Source organism: Streptomyces sp. NBC_01669 (assembly GCF_026339735.1).
Lineage (GTDB): Bacteria > Actinomycetota > Actinomycetes > Streptomycetales > Streptomycetaceae > Streptomyces > Streptomyces yanii.
The window spans coordinates 578564-599731 of record NZ_JAPEQG010000002.1 but is presented as its reverse complement, the minus strand read 5'-3'; the positions used below and the strand labels follow the sequence as shown (position 1 = coordinate 599731).

General features: G+C 71.5%; 20 protein-coding genes. 5 read left to right on the top strand and 15 right to left on the bottom strand.

The features are described 5' to 3' along the window. Positions 1-53: 53 nt before the first annotated feature. Entirely contained in the window at positions 54-1706 is a 1653-nt protein-coding gene (locus OG972_RS43610) for an NAD(P)/FAD-dependent oxidoreductase (RefSeq protein WP_266992003.1), read from the bottom strand. Positions 1707-1920: 214 nt separating this feature from the next. Here OG972_RS43610 and OG972_RS43605 point away from each other — a divergent pair, with 214 nt between their 5' ends. After that, positions 1921-3588: a transposase gene (locus tag OG972_RS43605; protein ID WP_266992001.1), complete on the top strand. Its 1668-nt coding sequence runs from the start codon at positions 1921-1923 to the stop codon at positions 3586-3588. On the opposite strand, the gene OG972_RS43600 is transcribed toward OG972_RS43605, so the two are convergent. From OG972_RS43600 to OG972_RS43575, 6 genes are all read right to left on the bottom strand, one after another. Continuing rightward, on the bottom strand, positions 3568-5133 hold the full coding sequence (locus tag OG972_RS43600) for a FadD3 family acyl-CoA ligase (protein ID WP_266991999.1): 1566 nt from the start codon (positions 5131-5133) through the stop codon (positions 3568-3570). The genes OG972_RS43605 and OG972_RS43600 overlap by 21 nt on opposite strands. A gap of 300 nt (positions 5134-5433) precedes the next feature. Further along, positions 5434-6507, bottom strand: a complete 1074-nt coding sequence (locus OG972_RS43595) for an acyl-CoA dehydrogenase family protein (RefSeq protein ID WP_266991997.1) — start codon at positions 6505-6507, stop codon at positions 5434-5436. After that, positions 6504-7925, bottom strand: coding sequence for an MFS transporter (locus OG972_RS43590; protein ID WP_266991995.1), 1422 nt, complete (start codon positions 7923-7925; stop codon positions 6504-6506). Before OG972_RS43590 ends, OG972_RS43595 begins: the two co-directional genes overlap by 4 nt. 128 nt (positions 7926-8053) lie before the next feature. Beyond that, on the bottom strand, positions 8054-9043 hold the full coding sequence (locus tag OG972_RS43585; RefSeq protein WP_266991993.1) for an acyl-CoA dehydrogenase family protein: 990 nt from the start codon (positions 9041-9043) through the stop codon (positions 8054-8056). Further along, positions 9043-10212 (bottom strand): acyl-CoA dehydrogenase family protein, encoded by a 1170-nt coding sequence (locus OG972_RS43580; RefSeq protein WP_266991991.1) that lies wholly within the window; start codon positions 10210-10212, stop codon positions 9043-9045. Before OG972_RS43580 ends, OG972_RS43585 begins: the two co-directional genes overlap by 1 nt. Next, complete coding sequence (locus tag OG972_RS43575) at positions 10212-11069, bottom strand: enoyl-CoA hydratase (protein WP_266991989.1); 858 nt, start codon at positions 11067-11069, stop codon at positions 10212-10214. Before OG972_RS43575 ends, OG972_RS43580 begins: the two co-directional genes overlap by 1 nt. Positions 11070-11170: 101 nt before the next feature. On the opposite strand from OG972_RS43575, the gene OG972_RS43570 reads away from it, so the two are divergent. The 4 genes from OG972_RS43570 to OG972_RS43555 are packed head-to-tail and all read left to right on the top strand — an operon-like array spanning position 11171 to position 14941. Further along, complete coding sequence (locus OG972_RS43570; protein ID WP_266991987.1) at positions 11171-12337, top strand: acyl-CoA dehydrogenase family protein; 1167 nt, start codon at positions 11171-11173, stop codon at positions 12335-12337. Continuing rightward, positions 12334-13122, top strand: coding sequence for an SDR family oxidoreductase (locus OG972_RS43565; RefSeq protein ID WP_266991985.1), 789 nt, complete (start codon positions 12334-12336; stop codon positions 13120-13122). The genes OG972_RS43570 and OG972_RS43565 overlap by 4 nt, the downstream gene beginning before the upstream one ends. Before the next feature lie 45 nt (positions 13123-13167). After that, positions 13168-13755: a TetR/AcrR family transcriptional regulator gene (locus OG972_RS43560; protein WP_266991983.1), complete on the top strand. Its 588-nt coding sequence runs from the start codon at positions 13168-13170 to the stop codon at positions 13753-13755. A 28-nt stretch (positions 13756-13783) separates the two neighbouring features. After that, entirely contained in the window at positions 13784-14941 is a 1158-nt protein-coding gene (locus OG972_RS43555; RefSeq protein WP_266991981.1) for an acetyl-CoA C-acetyltransferase, read from the top strand. Positions 14942-15021: 80 nt separating this feature from the next. Here OG972_RS43555 and OG972_RS43550 read toward each other — a convergent pair whose 3' ends face one another. From OG972_RS43550 to OG972_RS43515, 8 genes are all read right to left on the bottom strand, one after another. Beyond that, the gene (locus OG972_RS43550) at positions 15022-15576 is read right to left on the bottom strand and encodes a VOC family protein (protein ID WP_266991979.1); all 555 of its coding nucleotides are present in this window, start codon (positions 15574-15576) and stop codon (positions 15022-15024) included. Positions 15577-15698: 122 nt separating this feature from the next. After that, positions 15699-16295 (bottom strand): Dabb family protein, encoded by a 597-nt coding sequence (locus OG972_RS43545; protein ID WP_266991977.1) that lies wholly within the window; start codon positions 16293-16295, stop codon positions 15699-15701. After that, complete coding sequence (locus OG972_RS43540) at positions 16292-16624, bottom strand: NIPSNAP family protein (protein ID WP_266991975.1); 333 nt, start codon at positions 16622-16624, stop codon at positions 16292-16294. Before OG972_RS43540 ends, OG972_RS43545 begins: the two co-directional genes overlap by 4 nt. Positions 16625-16711: 87 nt before the next feature. Further along, positions 16712-17644 (bottom strand): tyrosine-protein phosphatase, encoded by a 933-nt coding sequence (locus OG972_RS43535; RefSeq protein WP_266991973.1) that lies wholly within the window; start codon positions 17642-17644, stop codon positions 16712-16714. 61 nt (positions 17645-17705) lie between these two features. Then, complete coding sequence (locus OG972_RS43530) at positions 17706-18770, bottom strand: nitronate monooxygenase family protein (RefSeq protein WP_266991971.1); 1065 nt, start codon at positions 18768-18770, stop codon at positions 17706-17708. After that, positions 18767-19537, bottom strand: coding sequence for a CoA-transferase subunit beta (locus OG972_RS43525; RefSeq protein WP_266991969.1), 771 nt, complete (start codon positions 19535-19537; stop codon positions 18767-18769). The genes OG972_RS43530 and OG972_RS43525 overlap by 4 nt, the downstream gene beginning before the upstream one ends. Continuing rightward, positions 19534-20397: a CoA transferase subunit A gene (locus OG972_RS43520; protein ID WP_266991967.1), complete on the bottom strand. Its 864-nt coding sequence runs from the start codon at positions 20395-20397 to the stop codon at positions 19534-19536. Before OG972_RS43520 ends, OG972_RS43525 begins: the two co-directional genes overlap by 4 nt. After that, on the bottom strand, positions 20394-21149 hold the full coding sequence (locus tag OG972_RS43515; RefSeq protein ID WP_266991965.1) for an enoyl-CoA hydratase family protein: 756 nt from the start codon (positions 21147-21149) through the stop codon (positions 20394-20396). The genes OG972_RS43520 and OG972_RS43515 overlap by 4 nt, the downstream gene beginning before the upstream one ends. Between the last annotated feature and the right edge of the window lie 19 nt (positions 21150-21168).

Genomic DNA, 21168 nt, shown 5'->3' with positions numbered 1-21168 from the left:
CCCATTCGGCCCCAGAACCCCCGTTCCCACCCCCACGAACCCGCCGACAGGACTCACTCCCGCTCACCACAACTCACTTCAGTGCAGCAAACCGGCAGCAGCTCGAACCCCTTGTACCCGGAATCCGCCACGTCCGCGATGATCTGCCCGTACACCCCGAAGCCACCGACGAACGGCATGAACACACGTGGCTTGCCGGGGATGTTGGCACCCAGGTACCAGGAGTTCGCCGACATCATCAGGGTGGCCGCCGCGCGGTCGTGGCACTCGGTGACCCAGCTCTCCACTGCCTGCTCGGTCGCCTCGATGGCCGCGTACCCGTGGTCGTCGAGGTGGCGCAGGCAGTCGGCCAGCCACTCGCCGTGCTGCTCGCCCGCCAGGACCACATTGGCCAGGACGGACGGACTGCCGGGGCCGGTGAGGTTGAAGAAGTTCGGGAAGCCGTTGACGCCGAGGCCGAGGTACGTGCGCGGGCCGCCTCTCCAGGCGTCCTTGAGGAGCCGCCCGCCCCGGCCGCGCACCTCGATGCGGTCGACCGCGCCAGTCATCGCGTCGAAGCCGGTCGCGAAGACGATCGCGTCCAGCCCGACGTGCTCACCGTCCGCCAGCCTGATCCCGCGTTCGTCGATCCGCTCGATCGCGTTCCCGCGCAGGCCGACCAGGCGTACGTTGTCGCGGTTGTACGTCTCGTAGTAGTCCGAGTCGGTCACGATGCGCTTGGTGCCGATCGGATGGTCGGTGGGGACGAGGAGGTCGGCGACGGCCGGGTCGTCGATCCGTGCGCGGACCTTCTCCTCCCAGAACGCGCGTGCCGCGTCGTTGGCCGCCCGGTCGGTGAGCTGGTCGGGGAACGTCTTGGAGTACAGGACGCCGCCCAGCTCCCAGCGCTTCTCGAAAGCGGCCCGCCGCTCCTCCTCGCTCACCTCCAGCGTCCTGTCGGGGTGCGCCATGTGGGGAGAGCCGCCGCCGCTGAGCCGCGCCAGGCGGCGCCGCTCGGCGTACCCCGCCTTCTGCTCCCGGCGGGCCGCCTCGTCCAGCGGCTTGTTGCCTGCCGGGATGCTGTAGTTGGCGCTGCGCTGGAAGACGGTCAGATGCGCGGCCTGCCCGGCGATCAGCGGGATGGACTGGATGCCGGAGGAGCCGGTGCCGATCACGCCGACCCGCAGGCCGGTGAAGTCCACGCCCTCGTGCGGCCATTCGCCGGTGTGGTACGTCGCCCCGGCGAACCTGTCGACGCCCGGTATCCCGGGGCGGTGGGTGCTGGAGAGGCAGCCGACCCCGAACACGCAGAACCGGGCCGACAGCACCTCGCCGCCGTCCGTGCGCACCGTCCAGCGCAGCGTCTCCTCGTCCAGTTCGGCCGAGGTCACCGAGGTGGAGAAGGTGTAGCTGCGGCGGATGTCGAAGCGGTCGGCGACATGGCACAGATAGCGCATGATCTCCGGCTGGGTGGCGTACTTCTCGCTCCAGTCCCATTCCTGCTGGAGGCTCTCGTCGAAGGAGTACGAGTAGTCCACGGACTCCACGTCGCAGCGGGCGCCCGGGTAGCGGTTCCAGTACCAGACGCCGCCCACGTCGTCCCCGCGCTCGAAGCCGCGCACCTTGTAGCCGAGGCCGCGCAGCCGGTGCACGGTGTACAGGCCGGTGACGCCCGCGCCGACGACCACGACGTCGACGGACTCGTGGGTGTTGCTGGTGTCGCTCATGTTCCGACTCCTGACTGGTGACCAAAGGAAGAGAGGGGTTGCGAACTGCTGTCGGTTTGCTGCATTGAAGTGAGTTGTAGCGAGCGGGAGTGAGTCCTGTGGGTGGGTTTGTGGGGGTGGGAACGGAGGTTCTGGGGTCGAATGGGTGACCTTGGTGGCTGTTGCTCGTTGGTTTGGGTGGCAGGTGTCCGGCCTTGCGGGAGGGGGTGATGTGGTGGGTGGTCTGCGGAAGCTGGCCGTGCCCTTCGTGGTGCCCGGGCCTTGCGGGGTGGCGATCCGGGACCGTCTCAAACACCTGACCCCCCAGGACGAGAAAGTCCTGCGCACGGTCGGCGAGCACCAGGGTGCGCTGGCTTCCCGTGATCTCAAGGCCCGCTGTGCGGACGGCCACGATCACAGCGCGGAGACCTGGGCGTCGCGTAAGCGGGGGCTGACCGGGGTGTCGTCGTCGCGGATCGCGGGGGCGATCACGAAGGCCACGCATGATCAGTGGGCGCTTGCCCGGCGTGGCCAGGCGGCGCACATCCAGAACCTGGCGGCCGGGATCAGGACGCTGCGGCACCGGCTGTCTCTTCCGGTCGGGGAGAAGGGCACCAAGCGCGCGGCGGGCGGCTACCGCTCCCGGGGCGAGTGGTTCCGCAAGTCCCGCCGCCTCGCGGCACTGGAGGCACGGCATGTTGCTGCTGTCGCGGAGTGGCAGGCGGGGCGGGTGCGGGTGGTGCGGGGCGGTAGGCGTCTCTTGAACACCCGCCACCATCTCACCGAGGCCCGGCTCACCGAGGAGCAGTGGCGGGAACGCTGGGAGGCGGGACGCTGGTTTCTTGCCGCCGACGGTGAGTCGGGGAAGCGGTTCGGGAACGAGACGATCAGCGTCACCCCGGACGGCGAGGTCAGCATCAAACTGCCTGCCCCGCTCGCGCACCTGGCCAACGCCCGGCACGGCCGGTACGTCCTCACCGCCACCGTGGCGTTCGCGCACCGGGGCGCGGAGTGGGCCGACCGCATCGAAGCGAACCGGGCCGTCGCCTACCGCATCCACCTCGACACGGGCCGCGGCCGCTGGTACCTCACCGCATCCTGGCAACGCCCCGCCGTGAAGACGATCCCACTCGCCGCCGCCTGCGCCCGGGGCATGATCGGTGTCGACACCAACGCCGACCACTTCGCCGCCTACCGGCTCGACCGGCACGGCAACCCGGTCGGTGACCCGCACCGTTTCCCCTACGACCTGTCCGGCACCGCCAGTCACCGCGACGCGCAGATCCGCCACGCGCTGACCCGGTTGATCAACTGGGCGGTGCGTGTTGGGGTCGCGGCGATCGGGATCGAAGATCTCGACTTCACCACCGAGAAGACCCGCGAGAAACACGGCCGCCGCAAAAGGTTCCGGCAGCTCATCTCCGGCATCCCGACCGGCAGGCTCAAGGCCCGGCTCGTCTCCATGGCCGCCGAACAGGGCCTTGCGATCGTCGCGGTCGACCCCGCCTACACCTCCCTGTGGGGTGCCCAGCACTGGCAGAAGCCACTGGTCACCTCCCACCGCACCATGTCCCGTCACGATGCCGCCGGTATCGCGATCGGACGACGCGCCCTCGGACACCCGGTCCGGGATGGGGTATCCCCTGCTCGAACGCAGTTGAGAGCTTGGGGAAGGACGGCACCGCCCCCACACGACCGGAGCGATCGTGCGGGGCATCGGACCGTCCAGGCCGGACCAGGCGCCCGGGGGCGTGAGGGAACCCGCCCACCCACCACGGACCGGCCCCCTGGAGGACCGTCGCCGAACGGGAAGCGAAAGCGGGAAACCAGTGCATCCACAACCGTTCGGGATGCGCCCAGAACGCAACAGTGGGTCCAAGACTCACTCATGCGCACTGGTTAGGAACGGTGTTCGTTCGCGTGCCAGCCTCCGCAGGGCGCCCTTGTCGACCTTGCCCGCCGCGTTGTGCGGGAGTTCCGTCAGGGAATGGAAGGCGCGCGGGGCCTTGAAGTTGGCGAGCCGCTCACGCGTGTACGCGGTCAGCTCCGCCGCGTCGATCCGGGCCCCGGCCGCCGGCACGCAGTACGCGACGCCGACCTCCCCGAGCCTCCCGTCCGGCGTGCCCACGACCGCCGCGTCGACGACGGCCGGATGGCCGCGCAGCACCTGCTCCACCTCCGCCGGGTACACGTTGAACCCGCCCACCACGAACATGTCCTTCAGCCGGTCCGTGATCCGCAGGAACCCGCGCTCGTCCAGCACGCCGACGTCCCCGGTGTGCAGCCAGCCGTCCGCGTCGACGGCCTCGGCGGTGGCCTCGGGGTCGTCGAGGTAGCCGTGCATCACGTGGTAGCCGCGGGTGAGGATCTCGCCGGGTTCCCCGGGCGGTGCGTCGATGCGCAGCTCGGTGCCTTCGAGGGCGGTTCCGGAGGTGCGGGCCAGGGTCTCCGGGGACTCGTGCGGTTCGCAGATCGTGACCACGCCTGTCGACTCGGTCAGTCCGTACGCAGTGTTGATGTTCCGTGCGCCGATGAACTTCCCTATCTGCTCGATGAGTTCGGTGGGAATGTTCGCGGCGCCCGTGACCGCCATCCGCATCGAGGTCAGGTCGTACGCCGCGCGCTCGGGGTGGTGGATGAGCGAGGTGAAGACCGTGGGGGCGCCGGTGAGGACGGAGATCCGCTCGTCCTGCATCCGGGCGAGGACGGTCTCCGCGTCGAAGACCTGTTCCGGGACGATCGTGGCCCCGTACAGCAGGCAGGCGATGATGCCGGCCTTGTAGCCGAAGGTGTGGAAGAACGGGTTCACCAGGAGGTAGCGGTCACCGTGCCGGAGGGTGACCGCGCGGGCCCAGGCGTCGTAGACGCGCAGGTTCTGCCCGTGGGTGGTGGGTACGCCCTTGGGGCGGCCGGTGGTGCCGGAGGTGAAGAGGATGTCGGCGGTGTCGGTGGGGCGGATTGCGGCGGTGCGGGCGAGCCGTTCCTCCTCGGTCACCCGGTCCGCGCCCGACAGGAACCGGGACCACTCCGGGGAGTGGAGGGGCACCGTCCGTTCCAGCAGGGGGAGTTCCTCTCCCGAGTCCGCGAGCAGCGCCCGGTAGTCCGTGCCCAGGAAATCGTGCTCGGTGAAGAGGAGACGGGTGCGGGAGCGGCGCAGGATGTCGGCGGCCTCCGGCGCCCTGTAGCGGGTGTTCAGCGGGACCAGCACCGCGCCCGCCGCCACCGCTCCCAGCGCGGCCACCACCCAGCGGGCGCTGTTGGGCGCCCACACCGCGACCGAGTCGCCGGGGCGCACCCCCTGTGCCACCACCGCCCGCGCCACCCGGGCGACCCGGTCGCGCAACTCCGCGAACGTCCAGCGGTCCTCGCCGAAGACGAGGGCCTCCTCATCCCCGTACCTCTCCGCCGCCCAGTCCGCGAGCCGGGCGATCGTCTGCGCGCCGCTCATGATCCGTCACGTCCTCCCTGCCGCCCTTCGCCCCTCGGGGCGCGGGCATGGAACTACAGCCGGTCGGAGAGTGGCAGGCCGAGGCGGTGCGGCGCAGGCGGCAATTCCCGGTCAGCGGGATTCCGTCCGCCTGCGTGTCCCGTGTCCTGGAGCTCACCGCCCGCGAGGACGGCACCCTGTTCCAGGGCCGGTGCGGACCGTGGACCGCGGGGCGTGACGGAGGGCAGGGCGAACAGCAGCCCGCGGGGGGCCGGGATACGGGGCGACCGGTTCCCCCGCGACCAGTTGCGCGGTACTCGGTCAGGCCGCGGTCAGCCCCAGGTCCTTGGCGAGCCGGACGCGGTGCCACGCAGGTGGGCCGAACAGCTGGGCCGAGCCGTGTGCGCGCTTGAAGTAGCGGTGGGCATCGTGTTCCCAGGTGATGCCGATGCCGCCGTGCAGCTGGATCGTCTCGCCCGCCACCGCCGAAAACGCCTCCGAGCACGCGGATTTGGCGACGGCCGCGCAGCGGGTCAACTCCGATGAGCCGGCGGCGGCCGCGAAAGCCGCGCCGAGCGCGGCCGACCGCGCCGACTCCACCAGCACGTACGCGTCCGCCAGTCGGTGCTTGAGCGCCTGGAAGGAGCCGATCGGCCGGCCGAACTGGATGCGCTCCTTGGCGTAGGCGACCGTGATCTCCAGGCATCGCTCGGCCGCGCCGGCCTGCTCGGCGGCGAGCGCTGTGCAGGCCAGGTCCAGTACGTGCCGCAGGACCCGGCCGCCGTCGCCCTCCGCGCCGATGAGCCGGCCCTCGGCCCCGTCGAGGACGATGCGCGCCTGCGCCCGGGTCTGATCCATGGTGACCGCCGCTTCGCGGCGCACACCCGCGCCGTCGACGGGCACCTGGAAGAGGGAGACCCCGACCGCCGTTCGGGCCGCCACGAGCAGCACATCGGCCTCGGTCCCGTGCAGCACGAACTCCTTGGTCCCGGTGAGCCGCCAGGTGCCACCCGGGCCACGGGCGGCGTCGGCCCGGATGGCCGCCGGGTCCCAGGAACCGCGTTCGGCCCAGGCCAGGGTCCCCACCGTCCTTCCCTCGACGAGCCCCGGCAGCAGTTGCGCGCATGCCCTCGCGTCGCCGGAGGCGAGCAGGGCCTGCACCACGAGCACCGCGGACCCGAGGTAGGGGACGGGGCTCAGGCTCCGGCCCAACTCCTCCATGACGACATGGACTTCACGTGCACCGCAGCCCGCACCGCCGTACTCCTCGGGGACGCCGAGCCCGGCGACGCCGATCTGCTCGGTCAACGGCAGCCAGGCCGCCGCACCTTCGTGCCGCGCGAGCGATGCCCGCACGGCGGACCGCAGTTCCTTCTGTTCTTCCGTCGGCCTCACCTGCCGGCTCCCTTCTGTGCCGCTCCATCCGGCCTGCCGTGGTGTGCTCGCGACGATTCGGGCTTTCTTCGCGGGACGGAGTCGTCCGCCAGGTCCCGGCCGCGGGTCTCGGCCGTCCGCCAGATGGCCAGCGCCGTCACCAGCCCGCAGAGAACGGCCACCGCCACGAGGGGGGTGCTCGAGACGCCGCCCGAGGCGGAGAGCAGGCTGCCGGCCATCAGCGGCGTGAACCCGCCGCCTATGAGGGCGGCCAGTTGGTAACCCAGGGACGCGCCCGTGTAGCGGACGCGGGTGCCGAACATCTCGGACAACAGCGGCCCCAGCGGCGCGTACATCGCGGACTGCACCACCTGGCCGAGAACCATGCCGAGGATCAGCAGGGCCGTGGACTTCGTGTCGACCAGGGCGTAGACGGGGGCGGCGAGCAGCATGATGCCCACGGCGCCGCCGAGCACGACCGCCCGACGCCCGACGCGGTCGGAGAGCGCGGAGAAGAGCGGGATCCCCACCAGTCCCGTGACCGCGGTGAAGAGGAGACCGGTCATCACATCGGAGGTCGCGTACCCGACGGACGTGGCATATATGAGCATGAAGGTGCTGATCAGCGCCGTCAGGGCGAACGGGCCGATGCCGACGGCGCATGCGCGAACGAGAGTCCGGGGCTCGCGCAGCACCTCCGCCAGCGGGATACGGGGCGTCGTACCGGTGTCCCGCGATCGCGCCGCCTGCTGGAACAGCGGGCTCTCCGTGATGCTGATGCGCACATACAGGCCGATACCGAGCAGCAGCGCGCTGAACAGGAACGGGATGCGCCAGCCCCAGGCCAGGAACCGGTCCGGGGGAAGCAGTGTGGTTGCGGTGACGGCGAGGGTGGACAGCAGGAATCCGAGTGGCGACCCCATCTGCATCACGCCGCTCCACAGACCGCGGTGCCGCGCGTCGGCGTGTTCGACGACCATCAGCGTGGCGCCGGCCCACTCGCCGCCGATGGCGATGCCCTGGACGACGCGGAACAGGACCAGCAGGACCGGCGCCGCGATGCCGATGCTCTCGTAGGTCGGCAGCACGCCGATCAGGAAGCTTGCCGCGCCCATGAGGGCCATCGTCAGGACGAGCATGGACTTGCGGCCGAGCCGGTCGCCGAAGTGCCCGAAGAGGGCGCCGCCGACGGGACGCGCGACGTAGCCGGCGGCCAGCGTGCCGAACGCGGCGATCGTGCCGACCGTCGGATTGGACTCGGGAAAGAAGAGCCGGCCGAACGCGATCGCGGCCATCGTGCCGTAGAGCAGGAAGTCGTAGTACTCGATGACCGTGCCGAGCAGGCTGGACAGAGCCACTTTGCGCAACAGAGCAGGGTCCGGGACCGCGACCGGTCCCTCGGCTCTCTCAGGTCTCTGCGGGTTCGGTGCAGCGGACATGGCTGACTCCATGGTGCGGTAGGGACGTTGGGATGTACGAGCGGGGTCTGCCTTGTGGGTGCCGCGCAGGTCGCTCTTCCCGGGCGGGTGGTCCCGGGAGAACGAGTCATGGGGGGTGGGCCCAGGGTTCAGGGGGCGAGCACGCGGGCGCGGCAGGCGGCCGGTGTGCCCCAGGCGGACCGCAGCGCGCGGGCCTTGCGGATCCACAGGGAGAGGTCGAGCTCCTCGGTGTAGCCGAGGGCGCCGTGGACCTGCAGAGCGGTACGGGCAGCGGCGCAGGCCGCCTCGCACGCCGCGACCTTCGCCGCCGCGATCTCGCGGCCGGACGCAGGATCCTCCGCAGCCAGGACCACTGCCGCGGCCTGGATCAGGGGCTGGGCGAACTCCAGGGCGATCAACGTGTCGGCCAGCCGGTGCTTCACCGCCTGGAACGAGCCGATGGCCACCCCGAACTGGGTGCGCTGCCGTGCGTATTCGACGGTTCGTGCGAGCAGCGTGCGGCCCAGACCGAGGGCCTGGGCCGCCGTCGCCAGCGCCGCGACGTCGGCGGCGTGCGCGGCCGCGGCGGCCACCTCCGGCCCCCGCGCCAGGACGGTTCCGCCGAGCGGGCGGGCCAGCCGGCGCGCCGGGTCGACGGACGGCTGGACGGGCCCGGCCGCCCCTGCCAGGCGTACGGCGTCGCCGTCCACGACGAAGACCGCGTCGGCGGCATGGGCGTCCAAGGCGTAGGGGCTGTCGTCGGACAGCAGACAGAGTGAGGCGGCCGTCTTGCCGGACGCGATGCCCGGCAGCCACGCGGCGGCCGCCGCGTCGTCTCCCAGGCGGTCGAGGAATGCCGCCACGGCCACCGTCTCCACCACCGGGCCCGGCACCGCGTGGCGGCCCATTTCGGTGAAGGCGACGGTGAGTTCGACGGGCAGCGGGCCGAGACCGTCGTGCTGCTCCGGTACGGCGAGGGCGAAGACGCCGGCCTCGGCCAGCCTCGCCCACACGTCGCGGCCGGGTGCGGTGTCCCCGGCAGCCCAGGCCCGTACGACGGCAGGTGTACCGGCCGCCGCGAGCATGCCGTCCAGGGAGCGGGCGAACGCCTGCTGCTCGTCGTCGAGGAGGAAGCGCATCACCGGCGTCCCTTCGGCAGGCCGAGCAGCCGCTCGGCGATGATGTCGCGCTGGATCTCGTTGGTGCCGGCGTAGATGGGGCCGGCGAGGGAGAAGGTGTACCCCTCGGCCCAGCTCCCGTGCGCGGGCGCCTCCCCGGCCGTGTCCGACAGTTCGCCGTACGGGCCCAGCAGGTCCAGCGCGGTCTCGTGGAGGGCGATGTCCAGCTCGGACCAGAAGACCTTGTTGAGGCTCGACTCGGCGCCGATCGCCCCTCCGGCGGCGATCCGCGAGGCGCCCGCGTAGGTGAAGAGCCGGTACGCGCGGGCGCCGACGACCGCATCGGCGACCCGGTCGCGCAGGGCGGTGTCGCCCGGGTCCGCGCCCGAGCGCCACAGCGCCACCAGGCGGTCCGCCGCCGCGGTGAACCGCCCGGGGCTGCGCAGGGTCAGCCCGCGCTCGTTGCCCGCCGTGCTCATCGCGACCCGCCACCCCTGGCCCGGCTCCCCGATGACGTCCTCGTCGGGCACGAAGACGTTGTCGAGGAAGAGTTCGGCGAAGGCGGGCTTGCCGTCGAGCCGCCCGATGGGCCGCACGGTCACCCCGTCCGCGTCCAGCGGGAACATGACGTACGTCAGACCGCGGTGGGGCTTGTCCGCCCCGGGGTCGCTGCGGAAGAGGCCGAACGCGCGGTCGGCGAAGGCCGCCCGGGACGACCAGGCCTTCTGGCCGCTCAAGAGCCAGCCGCCGTCGGCCCGTACGGCCGTGGAGCGCAAGCTCGCGAGATCCGAGCCGGACTCCGGCTCGGACCAGGCCTGGGCCCAGATCACCTCGCCGCTCGCCATCGGCGGCAGGATCCGGGCCAGTTGCTCGGCCGTGCCGTGCTCCAAGAGGGTGGGGGCGAGGAGATTGATGCCGTTCTGGCTGACCCGGCCGGGTGCGCCGGCGGCGTAGTACTCCTCCTCGAAGATCAGCCACTCGAGGACCGAGGCGCCCCGGCCGCCGTACTTCTCGGGCCAGGAGACCACCGACCAGCGGTCCGCGGACAGCGTGCGCTCCCACTCGCGGTGGGCTGCGAAACCCTCGGCGGTCTCCAGGGAGGGCAGGGGCGCGGCCGGGACACGGGTGGCGAGCCAGGCGCGGGCCTCGGCTCGGAACGCCTCCTCCTCGGCGGTGAAGTCGAGGTCCATCAGGCGGAGGCCTCCTTCATCGCGCGGACGTCCATGCCGCCGAGCGAGTCCTTCGCGGTCTCGGCGTTGTGCGCGTGCGCCAGGTGGTGCAGCCCGAAGACCGAGTCCATTCCGGCGTGCATTCCCTGAAGGTCCTCGGCCTGGTTGACGGCCCGCTTGGTCAGCGCCAGCCCCAGGCGCGGCATGTTGGCGATCCGGATCGCCAACTCCATGGTGTGCTCGGTCAGTTCGGCACGGGGCACGACCCGGTTGACCATCCCGACCTCGTACGCGCGCTGCGCGCTCATCCGGTCGCCGGTGTAGAGGAACTCCTTGGCGATGCGCGGCGGCATCACCCAGGGGTGGGCGAAGTACTCAACGCCCGGGATGCCCATGCGCACGACCGGGTCGGCGAAGAACGCGTCCTCGGAGGCGACGATCAGGTCGCAGACCCAGGCCAGCATCAGGCCGCCCGCGACGCACGCGCCCTGCACGGAGGCGATCAGCGGCTTGGGCAGTTCGCGCCAGCGCCGGCACATGCCCAGGTAGACCTCGGACTCGCGGGCGTAGCGGCTCTCCGCTCCCTGCTTGTCCGAGTGGTCCCACCACAGGCCCGCCTTGCGGTCGAACGGCAGATGCGCGTCCCGCTCCGGGGTTCCGATGTCGTGGCCGGCCGAGAAGTGCTTCCCCGCTCCGGCGAGGACCACGACCTTCACCTCGTTGTCGTCGGCCGCGCGGTAGAGGGCGCGGTCCAGGGCGTAGGTCATCGCGGAGTTCTGGGCGTTCCGGTAGTCGGGCCGATCCATGGTGACCACGGCGACGGTGCCGTGGCGCTCGTATCGGACGGGCTCAGGGGGTGCAGTGTGGGCAGCGGACATCTGGCCTCCTTCCCTAACAAGTGTTTGGTAGGTTAACGTACGGGCCCTCGGCCGTCGAGAAGTCGAGTCGCCCATTCGTCGAGAGTCGTCCGGAGCCGCCCATGAGCAGCGTCGAGGAGTTCCGCATCGAGGTCCGCGGCTGGCTGCGAGCCAATCTCACGGGGGAGTTCGCGAGCCTGCGCGGGCGCGGCGGACCCGGCCGAGAGCACGAGGCCTTCGCGGAACGCCTCGCCTGGGAGCGGCACATGGCCGCCGCAGGGTGGACCTGCGTCGGGTGGCCGAAGGAGTACGGCGGCCGCGGCGCCACGCTCGAGCAGCAGGTCGCCTTCCACGAGGAGTACGCCCTCGCGGACGCCCCCGCCCGCGTCAATCACATCGGGGAGCAGTTGCTCGGTCCCACCCTGATCGCCTTCGGTACGCCCGAGCAGCGCGAGCGCTTCCTCCCCCGGATCGTCGCGGTCGAGGAGCTGTGGTGCCAGGGGTACAGCGAGCCGGACGCCGGGTCGGACCTGGCGAACGTACGGACGCGTGCCGAACTCGACGGCGAGGAGTGGGCGGTCACCGGCCAGAAGATCTGGACGTCACTCGCGCACGAGTCCGATTGGTGCTTCGTCGTCGCCCGCACCGAGTCCGGCTCCACCCGACACCAGGGCCTGTCCTACCTGCTGGTGCCGCTGGACCAGCCCGGTGTGGAGGTGCGGCCGATCACGCAGCTGACGGGCACCTGCGAGTTCAACGAGGTGTTCTTCGACGGTGCCCGCACGCCGGCGTCGCACATCGTCGGAGCGCCGGGCGAGGGCTGGAAGGTCGCCATGGCCACGCTCGGCTTCGAGCGCGGTGTGTCCACCCTCGGCCAGCAGGTCGGCTTCCGCCGCGAGTTGGAGGCCGTCATCGAGCTGGCCAAGCGCGACGGCGCGGCCGAGGACCCGCTGATCCGCGACCGGATCGCCCGGGCCTGGATCGGCCTGGAGATCATCCGGGGCAATGCGCTGCGGATGCTCGACGGCGTCGCGGCCGGCGCACCGGGCCCCGAGGCGTCCATCGGCAAGATCTTCTGGGCGACCTGGCACCGGGAGCTGGGCGAGCTCGCCATGGACGTCCGTGGCGCCGACGGAATGCTGGCGGCCGGCGAGCCCTACGACCTCGACGACTTCCAGCGGCTGTTCCTCTTCTCCCGCTCCGACACCATCTACGCCGGATCGAACGAGATCCAGCGCAACATCATCGCCGAGCGCGTGCTTGGCCTGCCCAAGGAGGTTCGCCCATGACCTCGGCCCCGCCGCCGTACGTGCCAGGCCACCGCCTGCTCGCCGGCCGTACCGCCGTCGTCACCGCCGCGGCGGGCGCCGGGATCGGCGGCGCGACCGCAAAGCGGCTGCTGGAGGAGGGGGCGAGCGTCGTCGTCTCCGACGCGCACGCCCGCAGGCTGAAGGAGTCCGAGGCGGAGCTGGCCGCCGAGTTCGGTGCGGACCGCGTGACGTCGCTGCCCTGCGACGTGACCGACGAGGCCCAGGTCACGGCGCTCTTCGACCTCGCCGAGGAGCGGCACGGACGCCTCGACATCGTGGTCAACAACGCCGGGCTCGGTGGCACGGCCGATCTCGTCGACATGCCCGACGAGCAGTGGGACAAGGTCCTCGACGTCACCTTGAACGGCACCTTCCGCTGCACCCGCGCCGCTCTGCGCCGCATGAAGGCCGCGGGCGGCGGAGGCGTCATCGTCAACAACGCCTCGGTGATCGGCTGGCGGGCGCAGAAGGGCCAGTCGCACTACGCCGCCGCCAAGGCCGGGGTCATGGCGCTCACCCGCTGCGCCGCGCTGGAGGCCGCCGAGTACGGCGTACGCGTCAACGCCGTCTCGCCCAGCCTCGCCATGCATCCCCACCTGGTGAAGGTCACCACACCCGAACTGCTGGAGGAACTGACCGCCCGCGAGGCGTTCGGCCGCTACGCCGAGCCGTGGGAAGTGGCCAACGTCATCGTGTTCCTGGCCAGTGGCTACTCGTCGTACATGACCGGAGAGATCCTGTCCGTCAGCAGCCAGCACGCGTGAGGCGAGAATGGCCGCGTGCCGAAAAGCAGCAGTAGGAAGACCACGATGAGCCCGTCGCCCGAGCGGCGCGAGGAACTCCTCGCCACCGCGGCCGAGGTGTTCGCCGCACAGGGGTACAACGCCACCACCGTCCGCAAGATCGCGGATGCGGCGGGGATGCTCGCGGGCAGCCTCTACTACCACTTCGACTCCAAGGAGTCGATGCTCGACGAGATCCTCGCCACCTTCCTGGACGACCTGTGGGCCCGGTACGACGCCGTGCTCGCCGCCGGACTCGGACCCAGGGAGACGATCGAGGCCCTCGTCACCGAGTCCTTCCGGGAGATCGACCGGCACCGCGCCGCGGTCGCCATCTACCAGAACGAGTCCAAGCACCTCGGGACCCAGCCGCGCTTCGGCTATCTCGCCGGCTCACAGCAGAAGTTCGAGAAGGCGTGGCTCGGCACCCTTGAGCGCGGAGTGGCCGCCAAGGTCTTCCGCGCCGACCTCGACGTCCGGCTCACCTACCGCTTCGTGCGCGACACCGTATGGGTCGCCGCGTCCTGGTACCGGCCGGAGGGACAGCACAGCCCGGAGGAGATCGCCCGCCAGTACCTGTCGATGGTGCTGGAGGGGATCGCCCTCCGCGCATGACACTGCAGACATCGGAAAAGGAGTGGCCATGGCCGAGGCATACATCGTCGAAGCGGTCCGTACCCCCGTCGGGAAGCGGAACGGCGGGCTGTCCGCCGTCCACCCGGCCGACCTCGGCGCACATGTGCTCAAGGCGCTGATGGCACGCTCGGGCGCCGACCCGGCGGCCGTCGAGGACGTCGTCTTCGGCTGCCTGGACACCGTCGGTCCCCAGGCCGGCGACATAGCCCGCACCTCCTGGCTGGCCGCGGGACTGCCGGAGGAGGTGCCCGGCGTGACCGTGGACCGCCAGTGCGGCTCCTCCCAGCAGGCGGTGCACTTCGCGGCGCAGGCGGTGCTGTCCGGCACCAGCGACCTGGTGGTCGCGGGCGGCACGCAGAACATATCGCAGGTGCCGATCGCCTTCGCGAGCCGCCAGGCCGCCGAGCCGCTCGGACTGACAGAGGGCCCGTACGCCGGCTCCGAGGGCTGGCGGGCCCGCTACGGCGACCGGCCGGTCAACCAGTTCCACGGCGCGGAGCTGATCGCGCAGAGGTGGGACATCTCCCGCCGGGAGATGGAGGAGTTCGCGCTGCGCTCGCACCGGCGGGCGATCCGCGCCATCGATGAGGGCCGCTTCGCCCGCGAGCTCGTCCCCTACGGCGATGTCAGCACCGACGAGGGCCCGCGGCGCGACACCACCCTGGAGAAGATGGCGGGCCTCAAACCGCTGGTCGAGGACGGGCGGCTGACCGCCGCGGTCTCCTCGCAGGTGTCCGACGGCGCCTCCGCGATGCTGCTCGCGAGCGAGCGGGCCGTACGGGAGCACGGGCTGACCCCGCGCGCCCGCATCCACCACCTCTCGGTGCGCGGCGAGGACCCGATCCGCATGCTGTCCGCGCCGATCCCGGCCACGGCGTACGCACTGAAGAAGGCCGGGATGACGCTCGACGACATCGACCTGGTCGAGATCAACGAGGCGTTCGCGTCCGTGGTGCTGGCGTGGCTGAAGGAGACCGGGGCCGACCCGGAGAAGGTCAACGTCAACGGCGGCGCCATCGCCCTCGGCCACCCGCTCGGTGCCACCGGCACCAAGCTGATGACCACCCTGCTGAACGAACTGGAGCGCACGGGCGGCCGTTACGGCCTCCAGACGATGTGCGAGGGCGGCGGGCAGGCGAACGTGACGATCATCGAGCGGCTGTAGCCGACGGTCACCCTCATCGAGTGTCTCCGACATGCGACGGCCTCCTGCGGCCGGCCGACAGGCCGGCCGCAGGAGGACTGTCAGCGGGAGCGCGGTCCGTCGGGCCGCGCCGCGGCGAAGACCGCTTCCCAGACGGCGTGATCGGTGCGAGGACCGCCCGGAGTGTCCGCACCGTACCTGGCGATCTCGGCCTCGAGGTCGAGGGGCAGGGTCGGGGCGGTCATGGCGGCGAGTTCCTCCGCCACCGCGTGGTCGGGGACCAGCCAGCACACCTCGAAGTCGAGGCCGTCAGGATCGCGCCCGTAGAGGGCCTTGGTGGAGGCGTGGTTGCTCGCCCCGGACAGCGCCCCCGCTCGGTCCAGTCGGCTCCGCATCCGGCGGAGGTCGGCCAGGGTGTCCACCTCCCAGGCCAGGTGGTACAGGCCGACCTGCCCGGTGCGGGGCCCGGGGCCCGGCCGCGGGGACTGGAACAGGCCGAGGTCGTGGTCGTTGGCGGAGTCGGCCGCCTGAAGGAAGACAGCCCCGGGAAGTGCCTGCGGCAGCGGCCTGAAGCCGAGGACGTCGTGGTAGAAGGCGGTGCTGCGCTCCAGGTCGGAGACGAAGAGGACGGCGTGGTTCAGCCGGCGGATCGGCATCAGAAGGATCCGTTCATGTTCGGTTCGGAAGGGGCCGTACGTCCCGCTGGTCTTGTCGACCGGCGGAACGTACGTGGTGAGGCACCCGGGTTTCCCACGGACACGGTGGTGCTGAAGGTCTATCAGCCCGACGTCAGTACGGGCCCGTCGCTCCAGCGGAAGACGTGGGCCGGCCGCGGTTCCACGATCCCGGCGCCCGGCACCTCACCGTCGAACCACCGGTCCACGCAGGTCCAGTGGTAGGGGTGGCCCAGGTACTCCCCGGTCAGGCCCTCGACGTCGGCGTACTCCTGCTCCCACACGTGGGTCCACCGGGACGGGGTGAGCGCCTGGTCCACGTGGCTGAGAGCCCACGAGCGGATGGTGGGGATGTGACCGGGCATGGCGAGGAGATCCCTCTCCAGGAGGGCGACGAGGCCGTCGGGCGTCCCGGGCCGGACGGCGAGCAGCAGTGTCCGCTTCACGCGCGGGCCGGACAGCGCTGCGGTCCGGCTCCGTACGGGGACGAGCGCGACCGTGTCGAGGGGCTCCGGCAGGCCGGCTCCGACGGCGATCTCGGCGGGCGACCGGTCCGACGTCAGGTCCCAGGTGGCGCCCGTGCCGCTGAGACCGCCGGGCAGATCGGGCCCCGCAGAGGACACCGACACGCCGGGGACCGTGGCGGCCGTGCCGTACGCCTCGGCCGCTTCGGCCGGCAGCAGTGCCACCCAGCGGGTCATGCCACCGGCCCTTCGTCGGCGGGGGCGATCGGTTCCAGCACCTGTCGGTCGCGGTCCAGCGCGATCTCGTCGGTGTGCGCCCAGAACGCGGCGACCCCGGGATCGCGGCCGGAGGCGCCGCGCGCGGCGTAGAACGCGTCGCTGTCCGGCAGCGACCACAGGATGCGGACGGCCGCGGTGTCCGGGCCGGTCCAGGTGCGCCAGACGCGCTCCGCGACCATGCCGCGGTCGCGGGCGCCCGGCAGATACTCGGTGCGCCAGCGCCGCAGCCATCCCGCGACCCGGGCGTCCGCGAGGACGACGGTGTCGAGGATCTGGACCCCGCTCATGACAGCCTGTCCAGGGCCTCGGTGCGGTGGCGGTCGATCCGGTCGCGCAATGCGCCCGGGCCCCGTCGCAGCATGTGGGTTCCTCCTTCACTTCACCAGGCGGGCGCGCAGCTTCGCCAGGGTCGGCGTGTCCAGGCCGAGGCCTTCGGTGAGGTAGCCGTGGAGGCTGCCGTAGTCGTGGTCGGCCTGGTCCAGGGCCGCCTCCAGGTAGTCCTCGCGGACTTCCTGGAGGGGGAGGAGCAGGTCCGGGTTCTCCATCAGACCGGCCTTCCTGAGTCCCTCGCGGGACCTGCGGTCCGCCTCCGCGCGGAAGTCGTTGGACAGCAGGTAGTCCTTCTCGGCGGTTTCGTCCGGGACTCCGACGGCGCGCAGCAGGAGGTAGCTCATCCAGCCGGTGCGGTCCTTGCCCGAGGTGCAGTGGTAGAGCAGCGGGGACTGCTTGTGGTTCGCGAGGTCCCGCAGGGTTTCGGCGAACCGACGGCGGCTCTCCGGGCTGGTGACGAAGGTGCGGTAGATGTCCCGCATCAACTGCTCCGCCTTCCCGTCACCGAGCAGCGCCTGCTGCTCGACCGGGTCCTTGGAGCCGATGGCCTCCATGGTCCTGCCGTACAGGCCGAGGTCGTTCACGGACCGGGAGACCGCGGTGACCCCTGCCGGCAGGCGGTCGGTGCCGTCCCGCTGGACCTCGAACGGGACGCGGAAGTCCACCACGGTGCGCAGGTCCAGCGCGGACAGCTTCGAGATGTCCGTGTCGGTCAGACTGCCGAGCGCGTCGGCGCGGAAGACCTGGCCGTAGCGCACCTGGCGGCCCTCGTCGGTGCGGTAGCCGCCGAGGTCACGGACGTTGACCGCGCCCTGGAGGGCGATGTGGCGGACGGAGTCGGTGTGGCCGGCGGCGTTGAGCGAGCCCGTGGCGGCGGACTGCGCCGTGGCGTCGGTCGCGGCACAGACGGGGAGACAGCCGAGAACGACAGCGGAGACCACCACTCCGGTCGCACGGCGGATGTGGACAGCACGCATGGGATCAACTCCAAGAAGGCGGAAGGGGACTTTTCCCGGCGGTGGAGCGCAACGCAGCCCGTCAGCCCGCGAGGGGCAGGGAGCGGAGGGTGGCGTGTGCTTCGGCCATGACGCGGTCGACGAGCTCGGCGCAGGACGGCAGATCGTCGATCAGCCCCGCGACCTGGCCGGCGGCCATCACACCGAGGTCGGTGCGACCCTCGACCATCGAGGCCTTGAGCAGCATGGGAGTGTTGGCGGCCAGCAGTACCTGACTCCAGGTCAGTTCCTTGCCGTGTTTCATCGCCAGGCCGTCGCGGATCACCTGCTCCCAGCTCATGCCGCTCTCGCGCCGGAAGGCCGCGGCGTGGCGGACGGCCCGCAGTAGCGAGGCGGTCCGGCCCGAGCGTTCCAGCGCGTCGACCAGTTCGGTGCGGAGCATCCGGTGGGGGAGGCCGTCCACCTTGGTGGTGACGGTGACGTCCTTGACCGCCGCGGTCAGGTATTTCGCCTTGACCGCGTCCGGGACGGTGCTGTCGGAGGTGAGCAGGAAGCGGGTGCCCATGGCGATTCCGGCGGCGCCGTAGGCGAGCGCGGCGACCAGGCCGCGCCCGTCGTGGAAGCCGCCCGCCGCGATGACCGGGATGTCGACGGCGTCCACGACCTGGGGGAGCAGAACGGTGGTGGCGACGTCGCCGGTGTGCCCACCGCCCTCGCCGCCCTGCACCACCACCGCGTCGGCGCCCCACGCGGCGACCTTCTCGGCGTGCCGCCTCGCGCCGATGGACGGGATGACGACGACCCCGGCGTCCTTCAGCCGGGCGATCAGCTCCCGGGAGGGTGCGAGCGCGAACGAGGCGACCTTCACGCCCTCGTCGACGATGATCCGTACACGCTCGGCCGCGTCCCCCGCGTCCGCCCGCAGATTGACCCCGAACGGCGCGTCCGTACGGGACTTGACCTCACGCACGGCGGAGCGGAGCTGGCCTGTGGTCATGGTGGCGGAGGCGAGTATCCCGAGCGCTCCCGCATGGGCGGCGGCCGAGACCAGGCGGGGGCCGGCCACCCAGCCCATGCCGGTCTGCACGATGGGGTGCCGGACACCGACCAGTTCGGTGAGCGGCGTGTTGATCGTGACGTCGCTCATGCGGCCGGCACCTCGCGGTCGCGCAGCGCCTTCGGGTCGATGACCTCCCGGATCAGCCTCAGCTCCTCGGCGGTGGGCTCGCGGGTGTGCGGCACATCGTCGGGGACGGTGAGCGCGAAGCCCGTGGCCTCCACGACCTGCTCGACCGTGACGCCGGGGTGCAGCGAGCGCAGCCGCATCGTCCGGTCCGGGGTCTCGAAGTCGAACACGCCCAGGTTGCTGATGACGTCCGGGATGCGGTGGTAGCGGGTCGCGGACGGGCCGGCCGCGGCGGCGCGGTCGTAGCCGACTCCGGACACCATGTCGACCCGCTCGACGAAGACTCGTGGGGAGTGCTTGGGGATCCAGTAACTCGTCGGGTTGTTGAGGGTGTTGACGGGAGCGCCGCGCACGCCCAGCAACTGTCGCTCAGGCCGGTCCCACGCGCCGATGCAGGAGATGTTCTGGTTGCCGTGCCGGTCGAGCTGGCTCGCGCCCATCATCACGTGCCGTCGACCGGTGGCGACCAGGGCCAGGTGCTGCCGGTACGGCAGCCAGCCCTCCACCACTTGTGCCCTGGCGCCGACCGCCGGTACGTCGCCGATGAGCAGTGCTTCGCCGTCCGTCAGCAGCAGGTCGGGCGAGAAGGTGAGCTTCGCCAGTCGGGCCCCGATCGTCGGGACCGTGCTCATCGGGCTTGCCAGCACCTCACCCGCGCCCCGCCAGGCCTCGGCGCACGCCACCACGCAGTATTCGGCCCGCGTCGCCGTCGTCGTACCGCTGCTCATGCTTCCTCCTCGTGGAACGCCGCCACCGCGGCCCGGTACGCGTCCTCGTCGCCCGAAAGGAACCGCTCGCCGAAGGCCCGCCAGGCCTCGGGGTCGCGCGCCGCCTTGGCGTAGGCGCGCTGGAACGTCTCGTCGCGGTCGTAGTCGGGGACGCAGGAGGTGAAGTGCGCGCCGTTCGGGGTCTCGACGACGCCGTTCACGAACGCGCGCTTGACCAGCAGGGACTGCGGACCGGAGTCCTTGAGCAGGTCGGCGGTCTCCACGATCCGCTCGCAGGAGACGTACGCCGCGTCGGCGGCCTCGCAGAACAGATCGTCGAAGTACGGGTCCGGGCCCAGGTACTGGGCGTTGCCCTGCGCATCGGCCCGATTGAGGTGGACGAGCGCGGCGTCCAGCCGCAGGGCCGGCACCGCGACCAGCTCCTCGCCGTCCCCGTACGGGGAGGTGACCGTGCGCAGCGACGGGTTGACGCTCATCACGTCCGAGGCGAGACCGGCGCGGATCGGCATGAACGGCAGCCGGTGCGCGGCGGCGGTCAGGCCCCACATGACCATGGCCTCGTCCAGCTCCACCATCTCGAACGCGGCGCGCTGCCGGGCCGCCCCGAAGTTCGGCTCGAGGGGGATGGAGTCGAGTGTGGCGAACGCCGCGACCAGCTTGCGGATCTTCCCGGCGGCGGCGAGCAAGCCGACGTCCGGGCCGCCGTAGGAGACGACGGTCAGATCGGTGAGGTCCGAGCGCAGCAGCGCGCGCACCAGTGCCATCGGCTTGCGCCGCGAGCCCCAGCCGCCGATGCCGATCGTCATCCCGCTCTCGAGACGGCCGACCACTTCCTCGGCGGTCATCGTCCTGTCGCTCACCGTCGGTCCTCCTTGGACGACACGAACGCGTCGCGGTGCTTGTCGGCGACGCCGCTGAGGTTGGCCTCGAAGGTGAAGCCCTGCTCGAAGCGGTAGCTGCGGCGGACGTCCACCGGGTCGATACCGTTGATCGCGGCCTTGGCGAGGCGGATCAGACAGCCGTCCTTGGCGGCGATCTCCCGCGCCAGCTCCAGCGCGGCGTCGTGGAGATGCTCGCGGGGGACGACCCGCCAGACCGAGCCGTGCTGGTGCAGCTCCTGGGCGGTGGCGGTGCGGGAGGTGTAGTACAGCGCCCGCATCAGATGCTGGGGGACCAGTCGGGCGAGGTGGGTTGCCGCGCCGAGCGCGCCCCGGTCCAGCTCGGGCAGCCCGAAGGTCGCGTCGTCGGCGGCGACGATGGCGTCGGCGTTGCCGACGAGGCCGATGCCGCCGCCCAGGCAGAAGCCGTGCACGGCGGCGACCACCGGCACCTCGCAGTCGTAGACCGCGGCGAACGCCTCGTAGCAGCCGCGGTTTGCGCCGATCAGGGCGTCGTGCCCGGTCGTGCGCTGCATTTCCTTGATGTCCACGCCGGCGTTGAAACCGCGGCCCGCGGCGGTGAGCACCACGCAGCGCACCTTCGGGTCGGCCCCGGCGGCGCGCACCGCGGCGGCGAGGTCGTACCAGCCCTGTACGGGGAGGGCGTTGACCGGGGGGAAGTCCACGGTGACGACGGTGATGCCCTCTTGCGGGGCGGAGGTGGAGACACCCATGAGCAGATCAGCTACCTTT

Bases quoted from the DNA above. Each gene is read 5' to 3' on its own strand.
- OG972_RS43610 (WP_266992003.1), bottom strand. From the start codon at position 1,706: ATGAGCGACACCAGCAACACCCACGAGTCCGTCGACGTCGTGGTCGTC.
- OG972_RS43600 (WP_266991999.1), bottom strand. From the start codon at position 5,133: ATGAGCGGCGCGCAGACGATCGCCCGGCTCGCGGACTGGGCGGCGGAG.
- OG972_RS43590 (WP_266991995.1), bottom strand. From the start codon at position 7,925: ATGTCCGCTGCACCGAACCCGCAGAGACCTGAGAGAGCCGAGGGACCG.
- OG972_RS43585 (WP_266991993.1), bottom strand. From the start codon at position 9,043: ATGCGCTTCCTCCTCGACGACGAGCAGCAGGCGTTCGCCCGCTCCCTG.
- OG972_RS43580 (WP_266991991.1), bottom strand. From the start codon at position 10,212: ATGGACCTCGACTTCACCGCCGAGGAGGAGGCGTTCCGAGCCGAGGCC.
- OG972_RS43575 (WP_266991989.1), bottom strand. From the start codon at position 11,069: ATGTCCGCTGCCCACACTGCACCCCCTGAGCCCGTCCGATACGAGCGC.
- OG972_RS43570 (WP_266991987.1), top strand. From the start codon at position 11,171: ATGAGCAGCGTCGAGGAGTTCCGCATCGAGGTCCGCGGCTGGCTGCGA.
- OG972_RS43565 (WP_266991985.1), top strand. From the start codon at position 12,334: ATGACCTCGGCCCCGCCGCCGTACGTGCCAGGCCACCGCCTGCTCGCC.
- OG972_RS43560 (WP_266991983.1), top strand. From the start codon at position 13,168: ATGAGCCCGTCGCCCGAGCGGCGCGAGGAACTCCTCGCCACCGCGGCC.
- OG972_RS43555 (WP_266991981.1), top strand. From the start codon at position 13,784: ATGGCCGAGGCATACATCGTCGAAGCGGTCCGTACCCCCGTCGGGAAG.
- OG972_RS43550 (WP_266991979.1), bottom strand. From the start codon at position 15,576: ATGCCGATCCGCCGGCTGAACCACGCCGTCCTCTTCGTCTCCGACCTG.
- OG972_RS43545 (WP_266991977.1), bottom strand. From the start codon at position 16,295: ATGACCCGCTGGGTGGCACTGCTGCCGGCCGAAGCGGCCGAGGCGTAC.
- OG972_RS43540 (WP_266991975.1), bottom strand. From the start codon at position 16,624: ATGAGCGGGGTCCAGATCCTCGACACCGTCGTCCTCGCGGACGCCCGG.
- OG972_RS43535 (WP_266991973.1), bottom strand. From the start codon at position 17,644: ATGCGTGCTGTCCACATCCGCCGTGCGACCGGAGTGGTGGTCTCCGCT.
- OG972_RS43530 (WP_266991971.1), bottom strand. From the start codon at position 18,770: ATGAGCGACGTCACGATCAACACGCCGCTCACCGAACTGGTCGGTGTC.
- OG972_RS43525 (WP_266991969.1), bottom strand. From the start codon at position 19,537: ATGAGCAGCGGTACGACGACGGCGACGCGGGCCGAATACTGCGTGGTG.
- OG972_RS43515 (WP_266991965.1), bottom strand. From the start codon at position 21,149: ATGGGTGTCTCCACCTCCGCCCCGCAAGAGGGCATCACCGTCGTCACC.